The sequence below is a fragment of the Fictibacillus barbaricus genome, from assembly GCF_031457135.1.
In the GTDB taxonomy this organism is placed as follows: domain Bacteria; phylum Bacillota; class Bacilli; order Bacillales; family Fictibacillaceae; genus Fictibacillus; species Fictibacillus barbaricus_A.
Map to the genome: position 1 here is coordinate 168,482 of NZ_JAVDWA010000004.1, position 25,595 is coordinate 194,076.

At 38.7% G+C, this 25,595-nt stretch carries 23 protein-coding genes and 1 riboswitch; of the genes, 3 read left to right on the forward strand and 20 right to left on the reverse strand.

Annotation, left to right across the window (positions count from 1 at the left end):
• Nucleotides 1–134: 134 nt before the first annotated feature.
• The 5 genes from J2X07_RS13205 to J2X07_RS13225 form a co-directional block, all read right to left on the reverse strand.
• Nucleotides 135–359: a helix-turn-helix domain-containing protein gene (locus tag J2X07_RS13205; RefSeq protein WP_066243534.1), complete on the reverse strand. Its 225-nt coding sequence runs from the start codon at nucleotides 357–359 to the stop codon at nucleotides 135–137.
• Between the two features lie 133 nt (nucleotides 360–492).
• Nucleotides 493–960: an acyl-CoA thioesterase gene (locus tag J2X07_RS13210; protein ID WP_310259400.1), complete on the reverse strand. Its 468-nt coding sequence runs from the start codon at nucleotides 958–960 to the stop codon at nucleotides 493–495.
• 61 nt (nucleotides 961–1,021) lie between these two features.
• Complete coding sequence (gene sdhB / locus J2X07_RS13215; protein ID WP_310259402.1) at nucleotides 1,022–1,777, reverse strand: succinate dehydrogenase iron-sulfur subunit; 756 nt, start codon at nucleotides 1,775–1,777, stop codon at nucleotides 1,022–1,024.
• An 11-nt stretch (nucleotides 1,778–1,788) separates the two neighbouring features.
• Complete coding sequence (sdhA, locus tag J2X07_RS13220) at nucleotides 1,789–3,540, reverse strand: succinate dehydrogenase flavoprotein subunit (RefSeq protein ID WP_310259405.1); 1,752 nt, start codon at nucleotides 3,538–3,540, stop codon at nucleotides 1,789–1,791.
• Between the two features lie 14 nt (nucleotides 3,541–3,554).
• Nucleotides 3,555–4,163, reverse strand: coding sequence for a succinate dehydrogenase cytochrome b558 subunit (locus tag J2X07_RS13225; protein WP_310259408.1), 609 nt, complete (start codon nucleotides 4,161–4,163; stop codon nucleotides 3,555–3,557).
• Nucleotides 4,164–4,471: 308 nt separating this feature from the next.
• Between J2X07_RS13225 and J2X07_RS13230 the strand changes: the two genes are divergently transcribed.
• On the forward strand, nucleotides 4,472–4,918 hold the full coding sequence (locus J2X07_RS13230; protein ID WP_310259410.1) for a YslB family protein: 447 nt from the start codon (nucleotides 4,472–4,474) through the stop codon (nucleotides 4,916–4,918).
• Between the two features lie 295 nt (nucleotides 4,919–5,213).
• On the opposite strand, the gene J2X07_RS13235 is transcribed toward J2X07_RS13230, so the two are convergent.
• The 14 genes from J2X07_RS13235 to zapA form a co-directional block, all read right to left on the reverse strand.
• Nucleotides 5,214–6,452: an aspartate kinase gene (locus J2X07_RS13235; RefSeq protein WP_310259414.1), complete on the reverse strand. Its 1,239-nt coding sequence runs from the start codon at nucleotides 6,450–6,452 to the stop codon at nucleotides 5,214–5,216.
• A gap of 117 nt (nucleotides 6,453–6,569) precedes the next feature.
• A riboswitch (Lysine riboswitch) is annotated at nucleotides 6,570–6,758 on the reverse strand.
• Nucleotides 6,759–6,823: 65 nt separating this feature from the next.
• Nucleotides 6,824–8,599 (reverse strand): excinuclease ABC subunit UvrC, encoded by a 1,776-nt coding sequence (gene uvrC / locus J2X07_RS13240; protein WP_310259417.1) that lies wholly within the window; start codon nucleotides 8,597–8,599, stop codon nucleotides 6,824–6,826.
• A 238-nt stretch (nucleotides 8,600–8,837) separates the two neighbouring features.
• Nucleotides 8,838–9,149 carry a thioredoxin gene (trxA, locus tag J2X07_RS13245; protein WP_251311340.1) on the reverse strand — a complete coding sequence of 104 codons (312 nt, stop codon included), beginning with the start codon at nucleotides 9,147–9,149 and terminating at the stop codon, nucleotides 8,838–8,840.
• Nucleotides 9,150–9,264: 115 nt separating this feature from the next.
• Nucleotides 9,265–9,855, reverse strand: coding sequence for a histidine phosphatase family protein (locus J2X07_RS13250; protein WP_310259421.1), 591 nt, complete (start codon nucleotides 9,853–9,855; stop codon nucleotides 9,265–9,267).
• A 158-nt stretch (nucleotides 9,856–10,013) separates the two neighbouring features.
• Nucleotides 10,014–10,985: an electron transfer flavoprotein subunit alpha/FixB family protein gene (locus J2X07_RS13255; protein WP_310259424.1), complete on the reverse strand. Its 972-nt coding sequence runs from the start codon at nucleotides 10,983–10,985 to the stop codon at nucleotides 10,014–10,016.
• Between the two features lie 12 nt (nucleotides 10,986–10,997).
• Nucleotides 10,998–11,768: an electron transfer flavoprotein subunit beta/FixA family protein gene (locus tag J2X07_RS13260; protein WP_310259427.1), complete on the reverse strand. Its 771-nt coding sequence runs from the start codon at nucleotides 11,766–11,768 to the stop codon at nucleotides 10,998–11,000.
• Nucleotides 11,769–11,785: 17 nt separating this feature from the next.
• Entirely contained in the window at nucleotides 11,786–12,559 is a 774-nt protein-coding gene (locus J2X07_RS13265) for an enoyl-CoA hydratase (RefSeq protein ID WP_310259430.1), read from the reverse strand.
• A gap of 27 nt (nucleotides 12,560–12,586) precedes the next feature.
• Entirely contained in the window at nucleotides 12,587–13,186 is a 600-nt protein-coding gene (locus J2X07_RS13270; RefSeq protein WP_425590185.1) for a TetR/AcrR family transcriptional regulator, read from the reverse strand.
• 197 nt (nucleotides 13,187–13,383) lie between these two features.
• A complete protein-coding gene (locus tag J2X07_RS13275) occupies nucleotides 13,384–15,075 on the reverse strand; it encodes an AMP-binding protein (RefSeq protein WP_310259436.1) in 1,692 nt (563 codons plus the stop codon).
• A 467-nt stretch (nucleotides 15,076–15,542) separates the two neighbouring features.
• Entirely contained in the window at nucleotides 15,543–15,947 is a 405-nt protein-coding gene (locus tag J2X07_RS13280) for a DUF350 domain-containing protein (protein WP_310259440.1), read from the reverse strand.
• A 40-nt stretch (nucleotides 15,948–15,987) separates the two neighbouring features.
• Entirely contained in the window at nucleotides 15,988–18,345 is a 2,358-nt protein-coding gene (locus J2X07_RS13285) for an endonuclease MutS2 (RefSeq protein WP_310259442.1), read from the reverse strand.
• 30 nt (nucleotides 18,346–18,375) lie between these two features.
• A complete protein-coding gene (gene polX, locus J2X07_RS13290) occupies nucleotides 18,376–20,088 on the reverse strand; it encodes a DNA polymerase/3'-5' exonuclease PolX (RefSeq protein ID WP_310259444.1) in 1,713 nt (570 codons plus the stop codon).
• A gap of 122 nt (nucleotides 20,089–20,210) precedes the next feature.
• A complete protein-coding gene (locus J2X07_RS13295) occupies nucleotides 20,211–20,747 on the reverse strand; it encodes a CvpA family protein (protein ID WP_310259447.1) in 537 nt (178 codons plus the stop codon).
• A gap of 1 nt (nucleotide 20,748) precedes the next feature.
• Complete coding sequence (gene zapA / locus J2X07_RS13300; protein WP_310259451.1) at nucleotides 20,749–21,012, reverse strand: cell division protein ZapA; 264 nt, start codon at nucleotides 21,010–21,012, stop codon at nucleotides 20,749–20,751.
• A 153-nt stretch (nucleotides 21,013–21,165) separates the two neighbouring features.
• Between zapA and rnhC the strand changes: the two genes are divergently transcribed.
• Together rnhC and J2X07_RS13310 are read left to right on the forward strand one after the other, a co-directional pair.
• On the forward strand, nucleotides 21,166–22,110 hold the full coding sequence (rnhC, locus tag J2X07_RS13305; protein WP_310259454.1) for a ribonuclease HIII: 945 nt from the start codon (nucleotides 21,166–21,168) through the stop codon (nucleotides 22,108–22,110).
• 171 nt (nucleotides 22,111–22,281) lie between these two features.
• Nucleotides 22,282–22,848, forward strand: coding sequence for a hypothetical protein (locus J2X07_RS13310; protein ID WP_310259457.1), 567 nt, complete (start codon nucleotides 22,282–22,284; stop codon nucleotides 22,846–22,848).
• 321 nt (nucleotides 22,849–23,169) lie between these two features.
• On the opposite strand, the gene pheT is transcribed toward J2X07_RS13310, so the two are convergent.
• Complete coding sequence (gene pheT / locus J2X07_RS13315; protein ID WP_310259460.1) at nucleotides 23,170–25,593, reverse strand: phenylalanine--tRNA ligase subunit beta; 2,424 nt, start codon at nucleotides 25,591–25,593, stop codon at nucleotides 23,170–23,172.
• Between the last annotated feature and the right edge of the window lie 2 nt (nucleotides 25,594–25,595).

Below are 25,595 nucleotides of genomic sequence, written 5' to 3' on the forward strand. Positions count from 1 at the left end.
TTACACTTTTTCCCTGCCGTCTTGGCTGCAGGCTCAGCCAGACTTATTTATCCCTAAAAAAAGTCCCTGCGATTTTACAATTTAATGAGAAAAGACAATCCGAAAACGGCTTTCACCTGAAAGCCGCTTCCTGACTAAATCTCTAGTTCTCCAAGCCTCAATAACTCTACAACGGCTTGAGATCGTCCTTTTACCCCAAGCTTTTGCATGGTATTCGAAATATGGTTTCGAACTGTTTTCTCACTAATAAATAATTGTTCCGCAATTTCTTTTGTAGTCTTGTCTTGGACTAGTAGTTCGAAAACTTCTCTCTCTCTTTTTGTAAGTAGAGGCTTCGGTCGGTAGTGTTTATCCTTCAATGAATTCACCCCTCCTTGCTAGGGTTTAGGAACCGCCAACGAATATTGGAAGTATTTAGTCAACATATAGTATGTAGCACGTGTGATGTGAGTGACTTGGTTCACTTAAATATGCATAAAAAAAAGCCCATTTTTACTCATGGGCTTTTTGGGAAAATTGATTAAATAGTGATCTTTGTTCTTCAGTCCAATTCGAGGGCTTTCCGCTGTTTCTTGAGATCTGAACGATTGATCCTCTTCCTGTAAAAACAGGCTGTTCTTTTTCATTTAATCCCATATAATGCAGATCAATAGAAGAGGAACCAACATGATTGATTTTTACAAACACTTTTAATCGCTCGTCATACAGAATCTGTGCCAGGTAATCACATTGCAGGTCTGCAACTACTGGTATTTCTGCCGAATTTGGAGTTCCCCAAGATTTCATTAGACCTAATTCTTTAAAAAGAGAGATTCTTGCTTCTTCCATATAAATAAATACATTTGTATTGTTAACATGTCCGAAACCATCAATTTCGCCAAACCTCACACATAATTCATGACTGTAATGAAAGTCTTTTTTCCACTCATCAAAAGTTGTGATGTAATCTTGTCTAGCCAATGTATTCCCGCCTTTTATAGAAAAGGCTCCTCCCATATTCAGGAGAAGCCTTGCTCTTTATTTATCTGTCACTGCCAAAGAAGTTTTTAAATGCTTGGAAAGATGTATCTCGGTTAAGTGCTGCAATTGAAGTTGTTAACGGAATACCTTTAGGACAAGATTGTACACAGTTTTGGGAGTTACCGCACTCAGCAAGTCCTCCGTCATCCATAATTGCATTTAGACGTTCTTCTTTATTCATTGCACCTGTTGGATGTGCATTAAATAGACGAACTTGTGAAAGTGGTGCAGGTCCTATGAAATCAGATTTACTGTTAACGTTCGGACATGCTTCTAAACACACTCCGCAAGTCATACACTTTGAAAGCTCATATGCCCATTGGCGCTTAGTTTCCGGCATACGCGGTCCAGGACCTAAATCATAAGTTCCATCGATTGGAATCCATGCTTTTACTCGTTTTAATGCATCGAACATTCTGCTTCGATCGATTGCCAAGTCACGCACCACTGGAAAAGTTTTCATTGGCTCAAGGCGAATCGGCTGTTCTAATTGATCAACCAATGCTGTACACGATTGTCTTGGTTTCCCGTTGATCACCATTGAACATGCGCCACAGACTTCTTCCAAACAGTTCATTTCCCATGTAATAGGAGTAGTTGCTTCTCCTTTTGCATTAACTGGATTTCTTCTTATTTCCATAAGAGCTGAAATAACGTTCATGTTCGGACGATGCGCAATCTCAAACTCCTCTATATATGGGGCAGAATCAGGGCTATCTTGTCTCGTGACGGTGAATTTGACCATTTTTGTGCTCATGCTTACACCCCTTACTTGTTTTTAGAATAGTCACGTTTACGTGGTTGAATCAACGAAACGTCAACTTCTTCATACTCAAATTCAGGTCCGTTGACAGCAGGATTGAATTTCGCTTTCGTCGTTTTCAGCCATTGTTCATCATTACGGTCTGGATAATCAGGCTTGTAATGCGCTCCGCGGCTTTCATTACGATTTAATGCCCCTAATGTGATAACACGTGCTAGCTGAAGCATATGCCAAAGCTGACGTGTAAAGGATGCACCTTGATTACTCCATTTAGAAGTATCGTTGATATTGATTTTTTTATAGCGCTGCATCAATTCTTGGATCTTCTCATCTGTTTGTTTTAATTTATCGTTGTATCTTACAACTGTAACATTATCAGTCATCCATTCACCAAGTTCTTTATGGATCACATAAGCATTTTCAGTTCCGTCCATGGAAAGAATGTTGTTATAAACTTCTTGGTCTTTTCTAACTTGATTTTCAAAGACAGATGCAGATACATCTTCAACCGTTTTTTCCAAGCCTTTAATGTACTTAACTGCTGAAGGACCTGCCATCATTCCACCGTAAATTGCAGAAAGAAGAGAGTTTGCTCCAAGTCGGTTAGCACCATGATATTGATACTCACACTCACCTGCCGCAAACAGACCAGGTATATTAGTCATTTGATCATAATCTACCCACATTCCACCCATAGAATAGTGAACAGCAGGGAAGATTTTCATAGGAACTTTACGAGGATCATCTCCCATGAACTTCTCATAAATCTCAATTATTCCACCAAGCTTAATATCAAGCTCTTTTGGATCTTTGTGAGAAAGATCAAGATAAACCATGTTTTCACCATTGATTCCAAGCTTTAAATCTACGCAAACATGGAAAATTTCACGAGTTGCGATATCACGAGGAACAAGGTTTCCGTAAGCCGGATATTTTTCTTCAAGGAAATACCAAGGTTTTCCGTCTTTATAAGTCCAAACACGTCCGCCTTCACCACGCGCAGATTCACTCATTAAACGAAGCTTATCATCCCCTGGAATCGCAGTCGGATGAATTTGAATGAACTCGCCATTCGCATAATAAACACCTTGCTGATAAAGAGCAGATGCTGCTCCACCTGTATTGATTACAGAGTTTGTTGATTTTCCGAAAATAATTCCAGGTCCTCCAGTTGCCATTATTACAGCATCGGCAGAGAAACTAGAAATCTCCATCGTCTTTAAATTTTGTGCTGTAATTCCGCGGCATTGCCCTTCTTCATCGATAACAGCAGACAAGAATTCCCAGCCTTCGTATTTCGTAACAAGACCAGCTACTTCATGACGACGCACTTGCTCATCCAAAGCATATAAAAGCTGCTGTCCAGTTGTCGCACCAGCAAATGCCGTACGGTGATGCTGAGTTCCACCGAAACGTCGGAAATCAAGCAAACCTTCTGGTGTTCTATTAAACATAACTCCCATACGGTCCATTAAATGAATGATGCCAGGTGCTGCATCACACATTGCTTTTACAGGTGGCTGGTTTGCTAAGAAGTCACCGCCATAAACAGAATCATCAAAGTGTTCCCAAGGTGAATCTCCTTCACCTTTTGTATTTACCGCACCGTTTATACCGCCTTGGGCACAAACAGAATGTGATCGTTTTACAGGTACAACTGAAAAGAGGTCAACATTCACTCCAGCTTCCGCAGCTTTGATTGTAGCCATTAAACCGGCGAGACCTCCGCCAACAATAATAATTTTCTGATTACTCAATTTGTCTCACCCCTTTAAATGAATGCAAAAATAGAACGTACGCTAACAATGGCTAAAAGAACAAATACGCCCAATGTTACGTATGTAGAAATCTTTTGTGAACGAGGGGAAACTGTAAGGCCCCAGCTTACAAAGAAAGACCATAATCCATTAGCGAAATGGAAGACTGCTGATAGAACTCCCACTAAATAAAAAGCAACCATCAATGGAGAACTTAAAATATCCTGCATCATATTGAAGTCAACTTCAGCTCCCATAGCTGCTTGTATGCGTGTTTCCCAAACATGCCACGCAAGAAAAATAAGAGTAATGATACCCGTTACACGCTGAACGAGAAACATCGCATTACGGAAGTAGCCATAACGGCTAACGTTGTTTTTCGCTTGAAACGTAATATAAAGTCCATACACCGCATGAAACAGAAGCGGTAAGTAGATCACAAACGTTTCTAGTACAATACGAAATGGTAAACTTTCCATAAAATGTGCTGCGGCATTAAAATCTTCTGCACCTCTTGTTGCAAAGTGGTTTACAACTAGATGCTGAACGAGAAAAAGCCCGATAGGAATAACTCCTAATAGTGAATGAATCCTTCTGTTGACAAAATCTTTATTGCCAGCCATTTTCTTGCCCCCTTCATATTTAGCCTCTTTTGGCTGCTAATCTGTTGTTTCTCTCCATCTTTCGTGTAAGCGTTTTTAGTTTCCTCTTTAAAAAGGATGAATCTTAAACAATACGTTTACTCAACTAGCAACATGTCCATTTTACTCCCATCGTTTGACACCGTCAAGAAAACGCTAACAAGTAAATTTGGATATTTTCTTGATAAATCAACGTTCTTTCTTATTAAGATTTTCGACAAATTCCGATTGTGCTGTAGAGTTTGGCTCGTATACCCGTTATAATAAAAATTAGAAAGAAGGGATGCAGAATGTTTAAGCAAAAAACAAACGAAGAGACCGCACCTGTCGAAAAGGCTTCCGTATCGCAATTTGCCTATGAATTACTTCGCAGCGATTTGTTACCTGAACTTCTTGGTAAGGAAGAAAGAAATATTCTATATTGGGCTGGCAGACATTTGGCCAGAAAATACCCTTTACATACAATGGAAGAAGTACAATCTTTTTTCAATGAAGCCGCCTGGGGCACTCTAGAAATGATAGAGGCATCGAGCAGCGAAATGAACTTTTCTTTACATTCTTCACTCATTGACGAGCGGTTACAGAATTTTCATAATCATACCTTTAGCTTAGAAGCTGGTTTCCTTGCTGAACAAATTCAGCTGCAAAAGAAATGTACGACAGAAGCACTTGAATCTATTAAACGAAATAAAATTACGATTACAGTGCAGTGGGATAAAAAGGATACGATTGATTGATTAGGGGCTGACCCAAAAGTATAATTGCTTTTGCGGTCATGCCTCTTTTTTTTGATATAATGGTTTGACTTTTTTACGGGTCATTATGTCGATTCGGGAGTATTTGAATATCACTCGTTGGATTACTTGCTAATCTCGTAGAATTATCCAGGATTAGTCTATCATTCATTGGTAAACCGCAAATAGGTAAGCGTAATAATGTCCTAACCTAGGATAAAAAAAATGAAACAAAGAAAAAAGACCCTGAAAAGCACTATTATGCGCCTTTTTCGGATCTATCTTTTCATTTTTTAGCTCATGAATTTTGAACGGGTACACGTGCATCCAATTCAAAGATGTCATGCAAGGTTTCGATTGATTTAACCATATCTTCCTGCTTTACTACTGTAGAAACTTTAATTTCAGAAGTGCTGACCATTTTTATTAAGATGTTTTGGTCAGACAGCGCTTTGAACATTTTTGCAGCTACCCCATGGTTCGAAATCATCCCCGAACCGACGATTGACACTTTTGCCAGCCCACTCTCGTAGCTGATTGATTCGAAACCTAACTTATCTTGAAACCCCGCCAATACTTCTTGTGTTTCTGACAAATGGCTCGTTTCAATAGAGAACGAAATATTTGTTTTCTCTTCATTCATAACATTTTGAATGATAATATCTACGTTAATTCCATTGCTTGCTAAAATCGTAAATAGATCGGAAAGAGCATTAATATTATTTGGCATATTCGAAACGGTGATTTTCGTAATGTTTCCTTCAAACGCCAATCCTCTTACCATTAAGTTTTGTTCCATCGATGATTCCTCCTCAACTAATGTTCCCCGTTCATCACTCATACTGGATCTTACCTCTAACGAAATTTGATAATTTTTGGCGAATTCTACAGCTCTCGGATGCAGTACACCCGCCCCTAAGTTAGCCATTTCAAGCATTTCATCATAAGAAATAGATGGAATTTTTCTGGCTGTCTTTACGACTCGCGGGTCTGTTGTAAATACGCCCGTTACATCTGTATAAATATCACAGCGATCAGCTTTGAGTGCAGCAGCCAAAGCCACAGCAGTAGTATCTGATCCGCCTCTGCCTAATGTTGCAATATCATTCGTTTCAGTGATAACCCCTTGAAAACCAGCTACAACAGCAATGTGCCCGCTTTTTAGTAAATCCTCTATCCGTGTTGAGTCAATATCCAAAATTCTCGCATTGGAGAATGCATTTTCAGTCTGTATACCTGCTTGCCAGCCAGTTAATGATTGGGCTTTGTACCCTTGCTGGTGGAGAGCCATCGTTAACAAAGCGATTGTAATCTGTTCTCCTGTAGTCAGCAGCATATCCATTTCTCTTTTCGAAGGATTAGCACTGATTTCTCCTGCTAATCTCACAAGTTCATCAGTTGTTTTTCCCATTGCCGAAACTACAACAACCACTTCATTACCGTTTTCTACTTCCTTAATAACACGTCTGGCGGCATTCTGAATCCGTTCAACCGATCCAACACTCGTACCGCCAAATTTTTGTACGATTCTCCCCATTTCTCCCAATCCTTTCTTGATGTAAAATTCTATCTCCAAATTTAGAAACAAAAAAAGCAACAATAAGGAAAAAACCCTATTGTTGCTGTATCCGTAGCAAGCCAAGTTTGTTTCCCCTCGTGAGATAGTTCTCCACACAAATCCTGGGGGGACTTGTGTGACAGCCCTGGATTTATTCAATACAGGTCCAGCATAAATGGCAAGAAGTCCATTTACACTTCGGCAAAAATCCCCTTTCCTCCATCATCATAAGAGCTTCTTCTCTTCTGATGGGCTACTATTGGTTTTTGCTCCTCTACCATCACTTCAATTGAAGCATGGCATTTTTATAAAGTTGGGTTTATTTTAACAAAATTGCCGCAGTCCTGCAACTACTCATCTGTTTGAAGTGACCTTAAAATTTCTTCAGCAACCGCTCTTGGAATTCCAGCTTCCTGAATTTCTTCAACAGAAGCCTCTTTCATTTTCTTAAATGATCCAAAATGACGAAGAAGTAATTTTTTTCGTTTGTCACCAATACCAGCAATACGATCTAAAGAGGACTCGAACATGCTTTTCGATCGCACTTTTCGATGAAATGTGATTGCAAATCGGTGCACTTCATCTTGAATTCTCTGAAGTAAGTAAAACTCCTGGCTGTTTCTTTCCAGATGAATCATTTGAGGAGGATCACCTAGCCATAACTGTGAGGTTCGATGTTTCTCATCTTTTGAAAGACCTGCTACCGGAATGAACAAATTCAATTCGTTCTCCAATACATCTTGAGCTGCGGCGATTTGTCCTTTTCCTCCATCAATAAGTATTAAACTCGGGAACTCCCCTTCTTCTTTTAGAAGTCTTGAATATCTACGTCTGACTACTTCTTTCATAGACGCATAGTCATCAGGACCTTCGACCGTCTTGATTTTATACTTTCGATACTCTTTTTTATAGGGTTTTCCATCAATAAACACAACCATCGCTGAAACAGGATCAGTTCCGTGAATATTCGAGTTATCAAATGCTTCAATACGATAGGGTGGTTCAATCCCCATTTTCTCTCCAAGATTTTCGACAGCTTTAACCGTTCTAGCCTCGTCATGCTCAATTAATGCAAACTTTTCATTAAGTGCCAGCATTGCATTTTTTGTTGCTAGTTCAACGAGTTCTTTCTTCTGTCCCTTTTTAGGCTGAAGCACTTTAACGTCTAACAGCTGTTGAACCAGACTGGCATCTACTTGATTCGGTAAAAGAATTTCTTTTGGCAGAAGATGATTTTTTTGCAAATAAAACTGGCCGATAAATGTGAGTAGATCTTCATGTGCTTCTCCATAAAAAGGAAAAACAGAAATATCTCTTGCTATTACCTTTCCTTGACGGATAAAAAATACTTGAACACACATCCAGCCTTTATCAAAATGATATCCAAATACATCTCGATCTACGAGATCTGCGGTCATCATTTTTTGTTTTTCCATCACCGCTTCTATATGATGAATTTGATCGCGCAGCTCTTTAGCCCTTTCAAAGTTAAGCGCTTCTGAAGCCTCAAGCATTTTTTCAGAAAGCTCATTCTTTACTTCTTGATAGCCTCCGCTTAAAAACTTTACGATTTCGTTAACCATCTCTCTATTTTGTGCATCTGTAATATCGTAAACACATGGGCCTAAACATTGCCCGATATGATAATATAAGCAAACTCTTTTTGGCATCGTATCACATTTCCGAAGAGGAAAAATTCGATCGAGCAGCTTTTTCGTTTCTTGTGCAGCGTAAGCATTTACGAAAGGACCAAAATATTTACCGCCGTCTTTCTTAACTTTACGTGTATATAATAATCGGGGCTGTTTCTCAGAGGTTACTTTTAGATACGGATAGCTTTTATCATCTTTAAGCATCACGTTATACCGAGGATCATGCTTCTTGATCAGATTCATCTCTAATACGAGTGCTTCCATTTCTGTCGAAGTAACAATGTATTCGAAATCTTTTATTTCACTGACTAATCGCTGCGTTTTTCCGTCATGAGATCCAGAGAAATAAGACTTCACCCTATTTTTTAATACTTTAGCTTTACCAACATATATTACTTTTCCGAATTCATTTTTCATCAAATAACAACCTGGCTGATCTGGTAGCAGCATCAGCTTTTGCTTGATGGAGGCCATATTACATTCCCCTCTGCTAAAAATACTTTTGTATATCATATCACGTTGGCAGTATGAATGAACACTATGCAAGCTTTATATAAATGCTGAGTGATGGATGACTCAACCATTTTTCTATTAAATATGTATAGTGGAACGAGCAGCCTAAAACGGAGATCATCTAAAACAAAAATGAGAACTATAACGGTCTTTGAAAATAACATAAAAAAGCCCGGAATATCCGGGCTTTTTGTTTTACTTATTTATGTTTGTTAAGCAATTCAACTAAAGCTTCTTTTGGCTGGAAACCAACAACTTGGTCAACTACTTGCCCGTCTTTGAAAACTAATAATGTTGGAATACTCATAACTCCATATTTACCAGCTGTTTCTTGGTTTTCATCAACATCAAGTTTTACTACTTTCACTTCTTCAACTTCTTGATCAAGTTCTTCAAGAACTGGAGCAATCATTTTACAAGGTCCGCACCATGGTGCCCAAAAGTCAGCAAGTACTAAACCTTCATTTGTTTCTGTATTAAATGTTTGATCTGATGCATTTACAATAGCCATTTATTTGGCCCTCCTTTGATATTAACAAGTGTAAACAAAGTATATCACCATAAATTACACTGTTGCCAATAATTTGCTCACCCATATAGTACCCAAGTTTGAATTGGAACAAACGTTATGTGGCAAGTATTCCATTTAAGTGTCTATTACAATTAAATAATTCACATGACCACTTTTCCCCTTGGAGTGTGAAAACTGAAAATGAAGTATTGTTTAAACCATACCATTTGTCTGTCTTATCCTTCAGTAAATGTTTATAGATCCTTACGAGCAAAGCACCATGGGAAACAATGAGTACTTTTTGACGAGGATGTTTTTGAACAATGTCCTGCAATGCGGCTTTCCACCGTATATCTGCTTCTTCATCTTTTTCTCTTCCTAACTCAAGTGTTTTCCACTCTCTACCCCATTTTTCTAATCGTTCATCTTCGGTTGTGCCTTCTGTTTCACCAAATGAAATCTCACGCAATCTCTCGTCTGTTATTACAGTTAATCCTGTTTGTTCCGCTATCGCATTTGCAGTATGGAAAGCGCGCGATAATGGACTTGTATAAATAAAATCCCATTTTTCATTCCCGCATCTTTCTGCAACAGCTTTTGCCTGTTTTTTCCCTGAAAGATTAAGTGGAATATCTATACATCCTTGAGCTCTTTTTTCAATATTCCAATCTGTTTCCCCGTGCCGAATAAAGCCGATTGTGGTCAAAACTATCTCCCCTTTTTCCTGCATCTAGTATCTATAATAATATTATGTTAACACCATTTAGTTAAGCGATAAGCTTATAAAGATAATTAAAGAAGACGCCCAAGTTCAAGGACGTCTTCTTTTCTTTGGGCTGTTTCCCAAAAAAATGACTTATTTTATTAAACTAAAACTTTCTTAAATTCTTCAGTAAGCAATGGAACAACCTCGAACAAATCTCCTACAATGCCGTAGTCAGCTACAGAGAAAATACTTGCTTCAGGGTCTTTGTTAATTGCCACAATAACTTTAGAGTTAGACATACCAGCTAAATGCTGAATCGCCCCAGAAATACCGCAGGCAATGTACAAATCAGGCGTTACAACCTTACCTGTTTGGCCGATTTGCAATGAATAATCACAATAATCCGCATCACAAGCTCCACGGGAAGCACCGACTGCTGCTCCTAGAAGATCTGCCAATTCTTGAAGAGGTTTAAAACCATCTGTTGATTTTACTCCACGTCCGCCAGCAACAATAATTTTTGCCTCTGAAAGATCTACCCCTGTAGATGCTTTACGAACAACTTCTTTAACAATTGTACGCAAGTCTTTAATATCTACAGAAACCGATTGAATCTCACCAGTACGGGATTCGTCTTTTTCTAATGGAGCAATATTATTCGGACGAATCGTAACGAACACAAGACCATCCGTAATCACCTTTTTCTCGAAAGCTTTACCAGAATATACCGGTCGTGTGAATACTGTATTTTCACCAGCCTGCTCAAGACCTGTTACATCTGAAATCAACCCAGATTCTAGACGAGCAGCAAGTCTAGGTGAAAGATCTTTTCCTAATGAAGTATGTCCGAACACGATCGCTTCAGGTTTTTCTTCATCGATAATTTGTTTTAAAACCTGGAAATAACCATCTGGTGTATAGTTTGCCAGTTTTTCATTTTCCGCAACCAGTACGCGGTCGGCTCCATAATGAATAAGTTCATTTCCTAATGATTGAACGGAGTCACCACACAATACAGCGAACACTTCTCCTCCGCCAGAAATTTCTTTTCCTGCGGCAATCGCTTCATAGGATACATTACGAAGTGCGCCTTCACGTGATTCAGCGAGTACTAATACTTTTTTTGCCATGATGTCTCCTCCTTATATTACCTTAGCTTCAGTTCTTAATAGAGATACTAGTTCTTTTACTTGGTCAGCAGTATCACCAGATAAAATTTTGCCAGCTTCCTTCTTTGGAGGAAGATAGATTTCTACTGTTTTTGTTTTTGCTTCTACATCGTCTTCATCAAGATCCAGATCATCAAGATCCAATGACTCGAGCGGCTTTTTCTTTGCTTTCATAATCCCTGGAAGAGATGGATAGCGAGGCTCGTTCAATCCTTGTTGAGCAGTAACTAATAATGGAAGCGTTGTTTCTATTTTCTCAAGATCTCCCTCAACATCACGTTCAATATTAACTGTTGTACCATTAATCTCAATTTTTGTGATCGTTGTTACATGCGGGATATCTAACAGTTCTGCCAGACGAGGTCCTACTTGTCCTGTTCCGTTATCAATTGCAACATTACCTCCTAAGATAATATCGTATTCTTTGTCCTTGAAGTAAGTTGCAAGAATTGTAGAAGTTGTATATTGATCTTGGGAATCAAGATCCTCGTTAGAAATAAGGACTGCTTGATCTGCACCCATAGCTAAAGCTGTGCGCAATTCTTTTTCAGAATCCTCATCCCCTACAGTTACAACAGTTACTGTTCCGCCATGTGCGTCCTTTAAAGTGATTGCTTCTTCAATCGCATATTCATCATATGGATTGATAATAAATTCAGCACTTTCTTCTGAAATCTTGTTGTTTGAAACAGAAATCTTTTCTTCAGTATCAAACGTACGTTTTAAAATAACATAAATATTCATGGTTACCCCTCCTAGTATTATCTATCCTGAAATTCAGGTTTTCTTTTTTCAATAAAAGCTTGGATGCCTTCTTGTCCATCGTGGCTCTTAAAAGCTTTGCCGAACAGTTCTTGTTCTTTTACAGATCCTTTTTCATATAGACCTGCTCGTGCGTAATGAAGCAATTCGAGTGTATATTTAATAGATACTGCACTTTTTTCTGAAAAACTTTCCGCCATCTTGTAAGCCCTTTCAAAAAGGTCTTCAGCTGGCATGGATTCGTTTGCCAATCCTAATTCTGCAGCCTCTTTACCAGTAACAGGCTTACTTGAAAGCAGCATCTCACAAGCTTTTGGCACACCTACAAGCTGCGGCAGCCTTTGGGTACCTGCAAATCCAGGTACTAATCCTAATGTCAGCTCAGGAAGTCCAAGCTTCGCATCATCAGCTACAAGTCTAATATGACAGCTCATTGCAAGTTCGAGTCCGCCGCCTAATGCAGCTCCGTGAATTGCAGCAATGACCGGTTTTGAAAATTGCTCGATTCGGTTAAAAACATCTTGCCCCTTCTTCCCCAATTGAGCAAATCCTTCTTCGTCTTGAACTTCTGTAAATTCCTTTATATCAGCACCAGCTGAAAAGAAACGGCCTTCACCCAGGATAACTACTGCTTTAACTTCACGATCTTGTTCAATCTGATCCAGGGCTTGGTCTAATTCCTGAATCACACCTGTTGAAAGAGCGTTTGCTGGTGCACGATTTAATTTGATCGTCGCTATTTTCCCTTGTTTGTCCACTTGCAAAAATTCCACTTTTACCTAGCCTCCTCTAATTAAATCTTAATTTGAATGCGGCATCTTTACTGATAATCCATTGACTAGCATTTGGTGTATAGCATCAGCAAGAGCAGGTAAATCATATCGGTGATCATTCATCACCCAGTTTGTCGCCGTTTCATCGATTGTTCCAAAAATCATCTGCCTCGCCAATCGAATATCAATTTCTGGAACAAATACACCTTCTTTCATGCCATCCTGTAGGATCGTATCAATTAGGTTTAAATACCTTTTCAAAACTTCACCTATTTTTGCACGAAGCTGTCTATTTGTTTGACGCAATTCCAATTGAGTCACGATTGACAGCTCATAATCAGCAGTTAACTGCTTAAAATGCATTTCAACTAGTGTTCTAAGCTTTTCAATCGCCGTATCTTTTCCTTTTAGCTCATTTTCTGTTTTTTCAATAAAGGTCCCCATCTTCTCATTAAAAACAGAAACAAGCAGATCTTCCTTATTTTTAAAATACAGATAAATGGTGCCGTCAGCGACACCTGCTTCTTTTGCAATCTTTGATACTTGGGATTGATGATAGCCATGTTCTGCAATGACATTAACGGCAGCATCAATAATTTTTTCATATTTTGGACCTTTACGTTTCATAACTATCGCCTCATTTGTGTATAGCACAATCACACATACAGAAAATGAATGATTGTTCATTCATAATTGTAAAACAAATCTTTCTTTTCTGTCAATTTCATTATGTCATTATTTTATCGCAATTGACAAGTTAAATGTAGATTGAATTACATTTACAATAAAAAAACCGCTCAATGGCGGCTTTTTTAAGGAATTATTCAGGCATTCTGTTCAGCCTTTTGTTTCTCCTCTTCCAGCAAGACCCGGCGAAGTATTTTTCCTACTATCGTTTTAGGCAAATCATCGCGGAACTCATACAATCTAGGAACTTTAAAGGACGCAAGATGCTCACGGCAATATTTGTTTAATTCTTCTTCGGAGCACTCTGCACCTTCTTTAAGCACGATAAAAGCTTTTACCGTTTCACCGCGATAGGGATCTGGAACACCTACGACAACGGCTTCTTTCACTTTTTCATGTTCATAAAGCACTTCTTCCACTTCACGCGGATAGATATTAAAACCGCCTGCAATAATCAGGTCTTTTTTACGGTCAACAATGAAAAAGTAGCCTCTTTCATCCATGTAACCAACGTCACCAGTTATAAGCCAATCATCACGGAACACAGCAGCCGTTTCATCTGGCTGGTTCCAATAGCCTTTCATCACTTGCGGACCCCTGACAGCTAATTCGCCGACTTCACCAGGCTCAGCCCATTCTCCGGTCTCCTGTGAAATGATTCCCGCTTCAGTATTCGGCCACGGCATTCCAATACTGCCTTTAATCTGTTCACCATAAATTAAATTGGCATGTGTAACAGGTGAAGCTTCGGTAAGACCATACCCTTCTACAAGCGTACCTGAAATAATAGCCTGAAATTTTTGTTGAACTTCCGACGGCAAGGCTGCTGATCCACTGATGCACGCTTGAATGGAAGATAAATCATATTTTTTTAGATCTGGGTCGTTCAATAGAGCGATATACATGGTTGGTGCACCCGGAAATAAAGTTGGCCGTTCTTTATGAATCGTCTTTAAAACTTGTTTTGGTTCGAACCTCGGTAAAATAATCATTTCTGCTTTCGTAATAATTCCGAGGTTCATTACACATGTCATGCCATAAACATGGAAAAACGGAAGTGCACCGAGAATTTTTTCTTTCCCATCGCGGTTTTTGTACATCCATGCATTACACTGCAATGCATTTACGACTAAATTTTGATGCGTCAGCATTACCCCTTTTGCAGGCCCTGTCGTCCCCCCTGTATATTGCAATAATGCAAGATCTTCAACAGGATCGACATCCACATTAGGGTTGTTTGGAGATGCCTGTTTCAGCAGTTCAGTAAAGGAATGTACTTCATGGTTGTACGTGATATCAACGACAACCTTAGGATTTTGTTTTTTCTGTACGAAAGGGTATAAAAGATTTTTCGGAAAAGGCAAATAATCCTTTACTGAAGTCATAATAACGTGTTCTAACGCCGTTTCGCCTCGAACTGCAGAAATTCTTCCAAAAAGCAGATCCAGCCCGACAATTACTTTAGCCCCGCTGTCTGCAAGCTGATGGTGAAGCTCCCTTTCAGTGTACAAAGGGTTGGTCTGAACAACGATGCCACCTAATAATAATGTGCCATAGTATGCAATCACACCTTGAGGGCAATTGGGCAGCATAATTGCAACTCGATCACCTTTTTTCACTCCCATTTTTAAGAGTGCATCAGCAAACCGTAAACTGCTGTCATACAGTTCGCCAAAGGTTAACTTCTTACCTAAAAAATGCACAGCAATGTTATTTTTTTTCTCTACTGCTGCTTCTTCTAAATACGCGAATAAAGGTTTGCTGTCATAATCAAGATGTCCTGGAATTTCGTCAGGGTAACTGTTAAGCCACCTTCTTTCCACTTGCATCTCCTCCTCATTCACGCCTACCTTCAAAAAATTCTATATCTACTCCTATTATATTGAAAACGTATACATAATTATATACTTTTTGAAAAATTTAAAATAATCCGTAAAATTTATTCCTAAAAAAACCAGGAATCTAAAGAAGATACCTGGTTTCTTTTATTTCTAAAGGATTGTTGCTAAGGGTAGATTTTGAAGTTCTTCATTGAAAGTTAATTGAAGAGGAAGGTCGAGACTCCTGCAGGATGAGTGGGACAGGTGAGACCATTTAAAGTCGCAAAGCGACAAATGGGCTCACCTCACACCCTGCGGAAAGCGAGTCCTGCAACGGAAATTAACCATATTCAAAAGCAACTAAGTGAAAAAACCCTTAAGAAAAAAACAATAAATAAATCATACCCGCAGCAATAAACACACCGCTTAAAACAAATAAAACTTTAAATAACGTATCCATATTTATATCCCTTCACCTATTCGATGCCTTCTCCAATGACAAAAGAAAGACCAATTGAAATAATCATTGAAATAAAACCAACTGCTCTATTATCGTTTTCTATCTCTTTATCAATCTGAAATTTTGGTGTTAAAAATTCAAAGATAAAATAACCGATAAGCAGCAATACAAAACCAAAAATTCCCCATGTAATCATCGTGACTATAGAGTCATTCTGTCCGATTGAATAACGGAAAATGTTTGCTATACCAAAAATTTTCCCGCCTGTTGCCATCGCTACAGAAAAGTTCCCGTTTTTGATTTCCACCCAATTTTTATAGCGCGTCACAAGTTCGAAAACGGCTAAGAACACGACCAAGCAAAGCACGACCACACTGTAATTTGCTGCTGTTTTTAAAAAGGCATTTCCCATAAAATCCATTGTTTGTGCAGCTCCTTTTTCTCCATTCAAGTAAGCATGATTATTTTAGCACGGCCACCGTAACTCCGCCTCCGCCTTCACCGGCTTCTCCCATCCTGGTCGACTTTACATTCCGATGGGATTTCAATAGTTCTTGTACACCTTTTCTTAGTGCACCTGTCCCTTTACCGTGAATGATATAGACTTGATTAAATCCAGCTAAAAGGGCTTCATCTAAGTAGCGGTCTACTTCTAACATGGCGTCTTCATACCTTTTTCCCCTTAAATCAAGCTCAGGGCGGAAATTGTCGTTTGAACCTGTAACTTTAACGAAAGATCGGGGCTCCGCTTTTTGTTTCGTTTGTTTGATCCATTCCAAATCTCTTTCTTTTACGTTCATTTTTAAGATGCCGATCTGTACCTGGTATTCATTGTTGCTTACTTTTTCAACAATATGGCCTTTTTGACCGACAGTAAGTACCCTTACTTCATCGCCAGGCATATACTCGTCTTTTGTGGAAGCTGCCTTTTGCTGTTTTTTCTTTGTCTGTGATTGAGGCACTGCCTCTTCTAATCTTTTCTTCGCTTCAATTAGTTTGTGTTCTTTAATTTGTCCGCCTGATTTTTGGAGCTCACGAATTTCATGGATGATTTCTTCAGCTGTGTCACGGGCCTTCAGAACTGCTTCTTCTGCCTCTTCTTTTGCTTTTAAGTACAAACGCTCTTTTTCTTTTTGGTAAAGCTCAAGTTCCCTTTCAAGATCTGCTTTAATCGATTCCGCTTCTTTTCTCATCAGATTAGCCTGTTCCATTTCTTTTTCGGCTTTCTTACGATTGTCTTCAAGCGAACGAATCATATTATCGATCTTGTTTTCGTCTTCGCTGATTTGTGCGCGTGCGGAATCAATAATATCCTGGCGAAGTCCTAATCGCTTTGAGATTTCAAATGCATTACTTCGCCCTGGGACTCCGACTAACAATCGATAAGTCGGACGCAATGTCTGCACGTCAAATTCCACAGAAGCATTCATTACCCCTTCACGATTATAGGCATATGCCTTTAATTCGCTATAATGAGTTGTCGCTACAACTCGAGCCCCTCTTGCAAAAACAAAATCAAGAATGGAAATTGCGAGTGCTGCACCTTCTTGTGGATCAGTACCAGCACCAAGTTCATCAAACAATACGAGCGAGTCACGATCCATCTTGTTTAAAATGTCAACAATGTTCACCATATGTGAAGAAAAGGTACTTAAAGACTGCTCTATCGATTGTTCATCTCCAATATCCGCGAAAATAGTTTGGAATACAGCCATTTCAGATTCTTCTTGCGCTGGTATTTGCAAGCCGCATTGAGCCATTAATGTCAGGAGACCGATCGTTTTTAATGTAACCGTCTTCCCCCCTGTATTAGGACCCGTTATGACTAATGACTGATATTCCCCGCCTAGCATTACACTGATTGGTACGACTGCTTCTTGATCTAATAATGGATGTCTTGCCTCTTTTAATGAAATAAAGCCTTGATCATTCATGATTGGCCGAGTAGCTTTTAATTCATTTGCAAATCTTGCTTTGGCCAATATGAAATCAACTTCTGCAAGTTCATCAACGTTCACAAGGATGTCATCTGCATTTTCAGCAACTTGCATTGTTAATTCTCTTAAAATTTTCTCGATTTCACGTGCTTCTTTTGCTTTAGCATCTTTCACTTGATTATTAATCGTAACGACAGATTGAGGCTCGATAAACAGAGTAGCTCCACTCGCAGACTGATCGTGGATCATGCCTCCAAAATTCCCTCTGTATTCTTGTTTAACTGGAATAACAAACCTGTCATTACGAATGGTAATAATCGTATCAGATAACATTTTTTGATAACTTGAAGAACGAACGATCGATTCAAGCTTTTCTCTTACTCTCGCTTCAAATGTCCTGAGCTGCTGACGTATCATTCTTAATTCATTGCTCGCACTATCCATCATATGTCCGTGGTCATCAATACAGCTTTTGATGGATTGCTCTAAGTCTATTAAAGGAATGATCTGATCTGCGGTACGTTTTAAAATCGTCAGTTCGATACCATCTTCTACAAGTCCCTCTATAAATCTTTTAAAACGTCTTCCTCCATAAATGGTTGAGGCGATATCCAGAAGATCTTCTTCGTTAAGCAGACTACCAATCTGCGAACGTTTTACATTCGATCGAACATCGAAAATACCTCCAAATGGGACCTGTCCCTTAAGACGCAATACTTTCACACCTTCATCTGTCGCTTCATGAGCAAGGTTTACTTCGTCCAATGAGACTAACGGTGTAAGATTATTAATTTTATTTGTACCTAGTGAACTGCTTGCGTGCTTTTTAAGTCTTTCAATGATTTTTTTCAATTCCAACACACGTAACAATTTATCTTGCATGTCTCATTCCTCCTGATTCGGGGAATTAGGCTATTTTTTACGGTTTAAGTAGGTTTCCAATTCCTCTAAAGTCATCGTATTCAGTACGGACTCCTTTTTAATTAACCCTTTTCGTGCAACCGCTGCCCCAATTTCCATATGTTTCATTGTTTCTTTATAATGCGCATCTGTGTTGATCACAATTTTCACACCATTTTCCTGAGCCTTTCGCAGCCATTCTGCAGATAGGTCCAGCCGATTTGGATTGGCATTCAGCTCAACGGCTGTTCCTGTTTCTTTTGCTAATTTTAATAATAAATCAAGGTCTACGTCATATCCTTCTCGGCGCCCGATTAAGCGTCCAGTAGGGTGTGCAATCAATGCTACCTTCTTATGTTTAAGAGCGGTTGTTAATCGCTTCATAATTTTATTCTGATCTTGAGAAAAAGCAGAATGGATGCTTGCAATAACAAAATCCAGTTCTTCCAGCAGTTCATCATCATAATCAAGTGTTCCATCTGGCAAAATATCCATTTCAATCCCTGCTAGGATCTTAAAATCATTGTACTGTTTATTTAATCGGTCAATTTCTTTTCGCTGCATACGTATTCTCTCTGGTGTTAAGCCATTTGCGACTCTTAAATACTGCGAATGATCCGTGATTGCCATATATTGATACCCTCGGCCACGAGCCTCTTCAGCCATTTCCTCAATTGAGAAAGCACCGTCGCTCCATGTGGAATGCATGTGAAGATCGCCTTTAATATCTGATAGTTCAATAAAATCGTACTTTTCTTTCAAAAGCTCGATTTCCTCACCTGTTTCCCTTGCTTCAGGAGGTATCCAATTCAAATCGAAATACTGATAAAAACTTTCCTCAGATTCAAAGGTTTTCACTTCACCTGTTTCTACATTCTCTACACCATATTCGCTTATTTTTTCCCCTCTAACTTTTGCGAGCTGACGCATTTTAACATTGTGATCCATGGAACCTGTAAAGTGATGAAGTGTCGTTGCAAAATGCTTTGGTTCTACTATTCTAAAATCAACAGAGACTTCTACTTCGCCGATTACAAGTGAAACCTTCGTATCACCACTTGCAATTATATCTGTAATTCCTTCTAAATTTAATAATTGTTCCTTTACTTTTGCAGGATTTTTTGTGGAAATGATAAAATCAAGATCTTTTATCGTTTCTCTATATCTCCTAAGGCTTCCAGCTCTTGAATACTTTTCAACATGACTCATCTTTTCAATCTGATTTTCAATTTTTTCCGCGATCGGTATCATATAAGCAATCGGTAATCTTTCCGGACGTTTTCCCAAGTCTTCAAGTGAGGCTAGAATCTTCTCTTCCGTTTTTGCTCCAAAACCGGCAAGTCCTCTGACTTTACCTGATACGCAAGCTTCTTTTAATGACATAACATTGGTTACGCCTAACTCTTGATAAAGTTTCGCAATCTTTTTGCCGCCAAGGTTTGGAACTTTTAATAAAGTTATCAGTTCAGAAGGTACTTTTTCCTGAAGTTCGTTCAATAGATCAGACTTTCCTTTATCTATCATTTCTAAGATAACGGCTGCTGTCCCCTTGCCGATTCCTTTGAGTTTGGAAACATCGTCAATTTCATCCATCGTCCGTTCATCACTTTCCAATGCATTTGCGGCTTTTCGATAAGCCGAAACTTTAAAGGAATTTTCTCCAAGTATTTCAAGATAAAGAGCGATTTGTTCAAGAGTACGGACAATCTCTTTTTTATTCGTCATAGTGACCTTCCTCTCCTCGTCAGCCTTAGTTCCACTTAAATGATTGACTTTAACTTATTGCTGCACCGTCTATCGGCTATTTCTGATCGTGCAAAAAAACTTCTCCAGAAATGGAGAAGTTTTTACGCCATATGTTTCATCCACATTTCCTTTACAGCCTCAGAAAATACCGGTGTATTCTTAACCATTCCCTGTGCAATCCATGAATTTTCATAGTAAGCTTGGAAATTATCTATTGGCACTAGTGTAGCAACATAAAGCAATATAAATACGATGAGATAGACTTCAACAAACCCTAATAAACCTCCAAGCCATCTATTAACAGTATGAAGAAGCGGGAGATGTGCTAAGAAATCCAGCATTGATCCAATGGTCTGCAGAATAATTTTTGTTGCGAAAAACAAAATTGCAAATGCAATGGCATTATAGTAAGCTTGCTCGAGCGAAATGCTGTTTAATAAAAACGACATAGAGTCATTGTTCGAAGCTGGATATGGAATCCAAAGCTCTAGTTTTGGTGCTAGATCATCGTAATAGACATAAGCTACGATATACGCAGCAACAAACCCGATTAAATGTACAAGCTGCATAATAAAACCGCGTTTTAAACCTATTAAAAATCCAAATAATAAAATAATGAATAAAATAAAATCAAGCATATTATTCTTCCTCTTTTCCAATCTTTTGTTGCAATTTTTTTAGCTCTTCTTTAATCTTTAAATATTCACTCATTGTATTCACTGCTGTTAGAACAGCAAGCTGTTTTGTATCAAGAAACCGATTATGAGCTTGTATCTCTCTCATTTTCAAATCTACCTTATCAGCTACTAAATGAATGTGGCTGGAAGTTTCGGTCCCTGCAATTATATATCTCTGTCCATAGATCTCGACCGTTGTACGGTTTTTATTTTTGTCTTCCGCCACGAAACAACCTCCTTATCAAAAGGATCTATGCATTGCTGATGATTATTCTAATCTTTATCTTAACAAATATATGACATACTTGAAAACGTTTCTGTCTAAACTCATCGATTTTTTTGATAATATTGGAAAAAATCGGATTAAGGGGATGAATAAATGGCTCATGTAGTAAAAAAAATGACGAATAGTGAGATTTTAGCCATGAAAAATGAGCTAGCCTCTGCTATTACAGATAAGACGCCTCCAGGTGCCATTTTTACAGCGAAATTAAAAGAATGTACAATTACTGCCTATCAATCGGGAAAAGTATTATTCCAAGGAAAGCGCGCGGAGGAAGCCTCCCAAAATTACGCTGGGAAGATTTCACCATCGAAGGAAAAAAAGGCAACCTCTAAACCGCAGCACGGGTTTGCACCACCGCCAAATATAGCAGAATTATCGATTATCGGAAGTGATGAAGTAGGAACTGGCGATTATTTTGGACCAATGACCGTAGTGGCGGCATATGTATCTTCCGATCGGCTGGAACTTGTAAAAGAACTTGGAGTTAAGGATTCTAAAAACCTCAATGACAAACAGATTGTACAAATCGCGAAAGAACTTATCCATACCATTCCGTATAGTTTACTTGTACTGCCAAACGAGAAATATAATGCACTACAACAAAAAGGAATGACGCAAGGAAAAATCAAAGCACTCCTGCATAATCGTGCACTTCAAAATGTAAAGTTGAAAATTGAAGGCGAGAAGCTCGATGGTGTACTAATTGATCAGTTTTGCGAACCATGTGTTTATTTTAATTATTTGAAGAGTGAACAAAACTTGTTAAGAGAAGGCTTATATTTTTCCACTAAAGGAGAATCAATTCATCTATCTGTCGCTGCAGCCTCCATATTAGCCAGATATAGTTTTATTAAAGAAATGGATAAACTTGGATCTAAGTTTCATACAGTTCTTCCTAAAGGTGCTGGTCCGCATGTTGACGTTAAAGCTGCAGAATTAATCGAAAAACATGGTGAGTCTGTTTTAAACACCCTTACCAAAAAGCATTTTGCAAATACACAAAAAGCGATGAATCTTTTAAAGAAAAAGAAACTTTAATTTTTTTGTGAGAAGCATTGATCTAATAGGCTTATATAACGCCTTTGGATTGTGCTTCTTTTTTGTACCCCTATTATCCTCATTTAAGCTTTGACCCACTACAACGTTTAAATTTCAAATGAAAGGGAATTCCCTAGTTACACTAACATACTCAAATAGAGGAGGATAATCATGATTGAAAATTCAACTAGCCAAACCGGTTATCAAAATGAACAAAACAGCATGCTTTTAAAAGGAGTTGTAATTGGAGGTCTTATCGGCGGAGCTTTGGCTTTAATTGATCGAAACACGCGATCCAAAGTAAAAAATACTGCTGTTGGATTCAAGGATACTTCAAGTAAAATGTTAACAGAAGTAAGAGAGAACCCAAACGAAATTAAAGACCAGATGATCAGCCAATTCAAAAATGCTTCTCATACATTAAAAGAAGCAATTGAAGAAGCGCAGGAGCTTTATCAACGCGTAAATAGCACCTTTGGCAATATAAATGTATTAAAGGAAGTCTCAAGTGAGGCACTTTCAACTTTTAAGGAAGCGAAAAGTGACATCAGCAATATCAGTTCAAAAGTAATTGAAGCAGGAAGCGAGCTTGCAGGCAATCCTATTGAAACAGGCAGTTCAGAACATGCTGCTGATGACCGTTTGAACAAATATAATACGGACACTTCTTTGAAAAGTGACAAAGAAGCAGTAACTTCCGGCTACACTTCTCCAAGTAATTACGGCAGCCACAACTGATTTTAAACACACTTTTAGAGTCAAAATACAAAATACCCAAAGTAACATTCTTTTAGAATATGGAGTTGTTACTTTCCGCTCTTTGAATGCTTACTTTCCACAGGACGTTTTTACTTTTACAATATCTACTTACGCAACACCATCTTTTAAAATTGCCTATAAAGAAAAGTTGCCTGCTTCAATCCGTTCCTGTCAGCCTTAGTTATGCTTATTCTATGGACTTTTACTTGCTGCTTCACAAAAATCACTGTGCTTACAAGTGTAAAAAAAGAACTGCTCCTCAAGGTTAATTTACACCCTGACGGAACAGTTCTTTTTTTATTATTTTCTTAACTGCGCTCCAAATCGTTCTTCTAAACTTTTAAGAACACGATCATGTGCTGCAACAACTTCTTCATCAGTTAACGTGCGTTCTGGATCAAAGTATTTTAAAGAGAAAGCAAGCGATTTTTTTCCTTCTTCCATTCGTTCCCCTTCATATAAATCAAAAAGGTTTACTTCTTTTAGCAATTCCCCGCCAGCAGCTTGAATAACTGTGAAGAGATCACCAGATGGCAATTCTTTATCCACAACTAAGGCGATATCTCGTGTAATAGAAGGATAGCGCGGCAAGGTATTGTATACCGTTTGATTTGTTTCTGCTTCAATTAAGCTCGATGCGTTCAACTCAAACACAAACGTATCTTTCATATCTAATTCTTTTTGAATGGCAGGGTGAAGCTGTCCTACGAATCCGACTGGGATGCCATCAAGTTTTACGACAGCTGTACGGCCAGGATGCATATTTTCAATCTGACCTGCTTCATACGTGATTCGTTCTGAAAGGTTTAATTCACTCATTAACCCTTCAAGAATTCCTTTAAGTAAAAAGAAATCAGATCCTTTTTTCTCTCCTTGCCATAAATGTTCATTAAACAGACCTGTAATGGCGCCAGAAACAAACACATACTCTTCTGGTAAATCAGTTAATGTTTCCTGACGATTGACGAATACTGAACCCATTTCATAAACTGCAATATCTTCCATTGAACGATTGCGGTTATATTGAACAACCTCAAGGAGCTGCGGCAGCAAACTCATGCGCAGCGTACTGCGTTCTTCACTCATCGGATGTGCAACAGTAATCGGGTAGACCTTTTGTCCGTTAAACGAAAACTGTTTTGATTTGTCAGGTGTCGTCAACGCATATGTTACTGCCTGGAACAGACCAGCACCTTCAAAATATTTACGGATATTGCGTCTCTTAGACTGACTCAAAGATAATCCGCCTGGACGGGCTTCTGTTAATAGAAAGGTTGTTGGAATCCGGTCATAACCATAGATTCTTCCCACTTCTTCGATTAAGTCTGCTTCGATTGTAATATCGGGTCTTCTTGATGGAACAGTTACTTCAAATTCATCGTCATTTGCTTTATAAGCAAATCCTAATCGATCAAAAATGACCGCTGTTTGTTCTGCTGTAATGGATGTACCAAGCAAATTATTCATTCTTGAAACAGACATTTTTACAGAGTACGTATTTACTTCACGTTTTCCAGCTTCCACGATTCCATCTGCTACTTTTCCGCCAGCAATTTCAGAAATTAAGCTTGCTGCTCTCATCGCAGCTGCAAACACACGGTTTCGGTCAATGCCTTTTTCATATCTAGAGCTCGCCTCACTTCTTAACCCTAGATCTTTTGAAGCGGTTCTTACACGTCCTGAAGCAAAATAGGCTGCTTCTAAAAGAATGTTTGTTGTATCAGCTTGAACCTCACTCGTTGCTCCACCCATAACTCCAGCAACCGCAATCGGCTCTTTACCATTTGTAATAACAAGATGTGTGTCTTGCAGAGTTCGATTTTGATCATCAAGTGTTTGAATCACTTCTCCTGAATTTGCACGGCGCACAACGATTTCTTTTGAACCTAGGCGGTTGTAATCAAAAGCATGCAGCGGCTGTCCATATTCTAAAAGAACATAGTTTGTAATGTCTACAACGTTATTGATAGGACGGATGCCTGAAGCCATCAGTCGATTTTGCAGCCATAACGGAGAAGGAGCGATTTTTACATCACGAATGATCATTGCACCATAGTAAGGATTATCTTCAATTGACTCAATACTTACTGAGATAAAATCTTCTGCTTTTTCTTCAGAAGCTGTTATTGATTGACTAGGTATTTTCACTTCTTGATTTAGAATGGCTGCCACTTCGTAGGCAACACCCAGCATATTCAAACAATCCGCACGGTTAGGTGTAAGACCAAGTTCAAGAACATGGTCATGAAGATTTAAGTATTCTAATGCATCACTTCCCGTTACGGCCTCTGACGGCATTACAAAGATTCCGCTTGAATATTCTTTAGCTACAAGCTTCGTATCGATGCCCAGTTCCTGCAGTGAGCAGATCATACCTAAAGACTCTTCACCGCGAAGTTTTGCTTTTTTAATTTTAAAGTTTCCTGGAAGAACAGCTCCCGGAGCCGCAACAGCAACTTTTTGTCCCTCTGCAACGTTTGGTGCACCACAAACGATCTGGGACGCTTCTTCTTGTCCGATATCTACTTTACATACTCTGAGTTTATCCGCATTTGGATGCTGGACACATTCAAGAACATGCCCTACAACTACACCACTGATTCCTTTATTCAATGCTTCAACAACTTCAACTTCGATACCGCTTTTCGTTATTTTATCTGCTAAATCAGCAGGACTGATTCCTACATTTACATATTCTCTAAGCCAGTTATAAGATACTAACACGT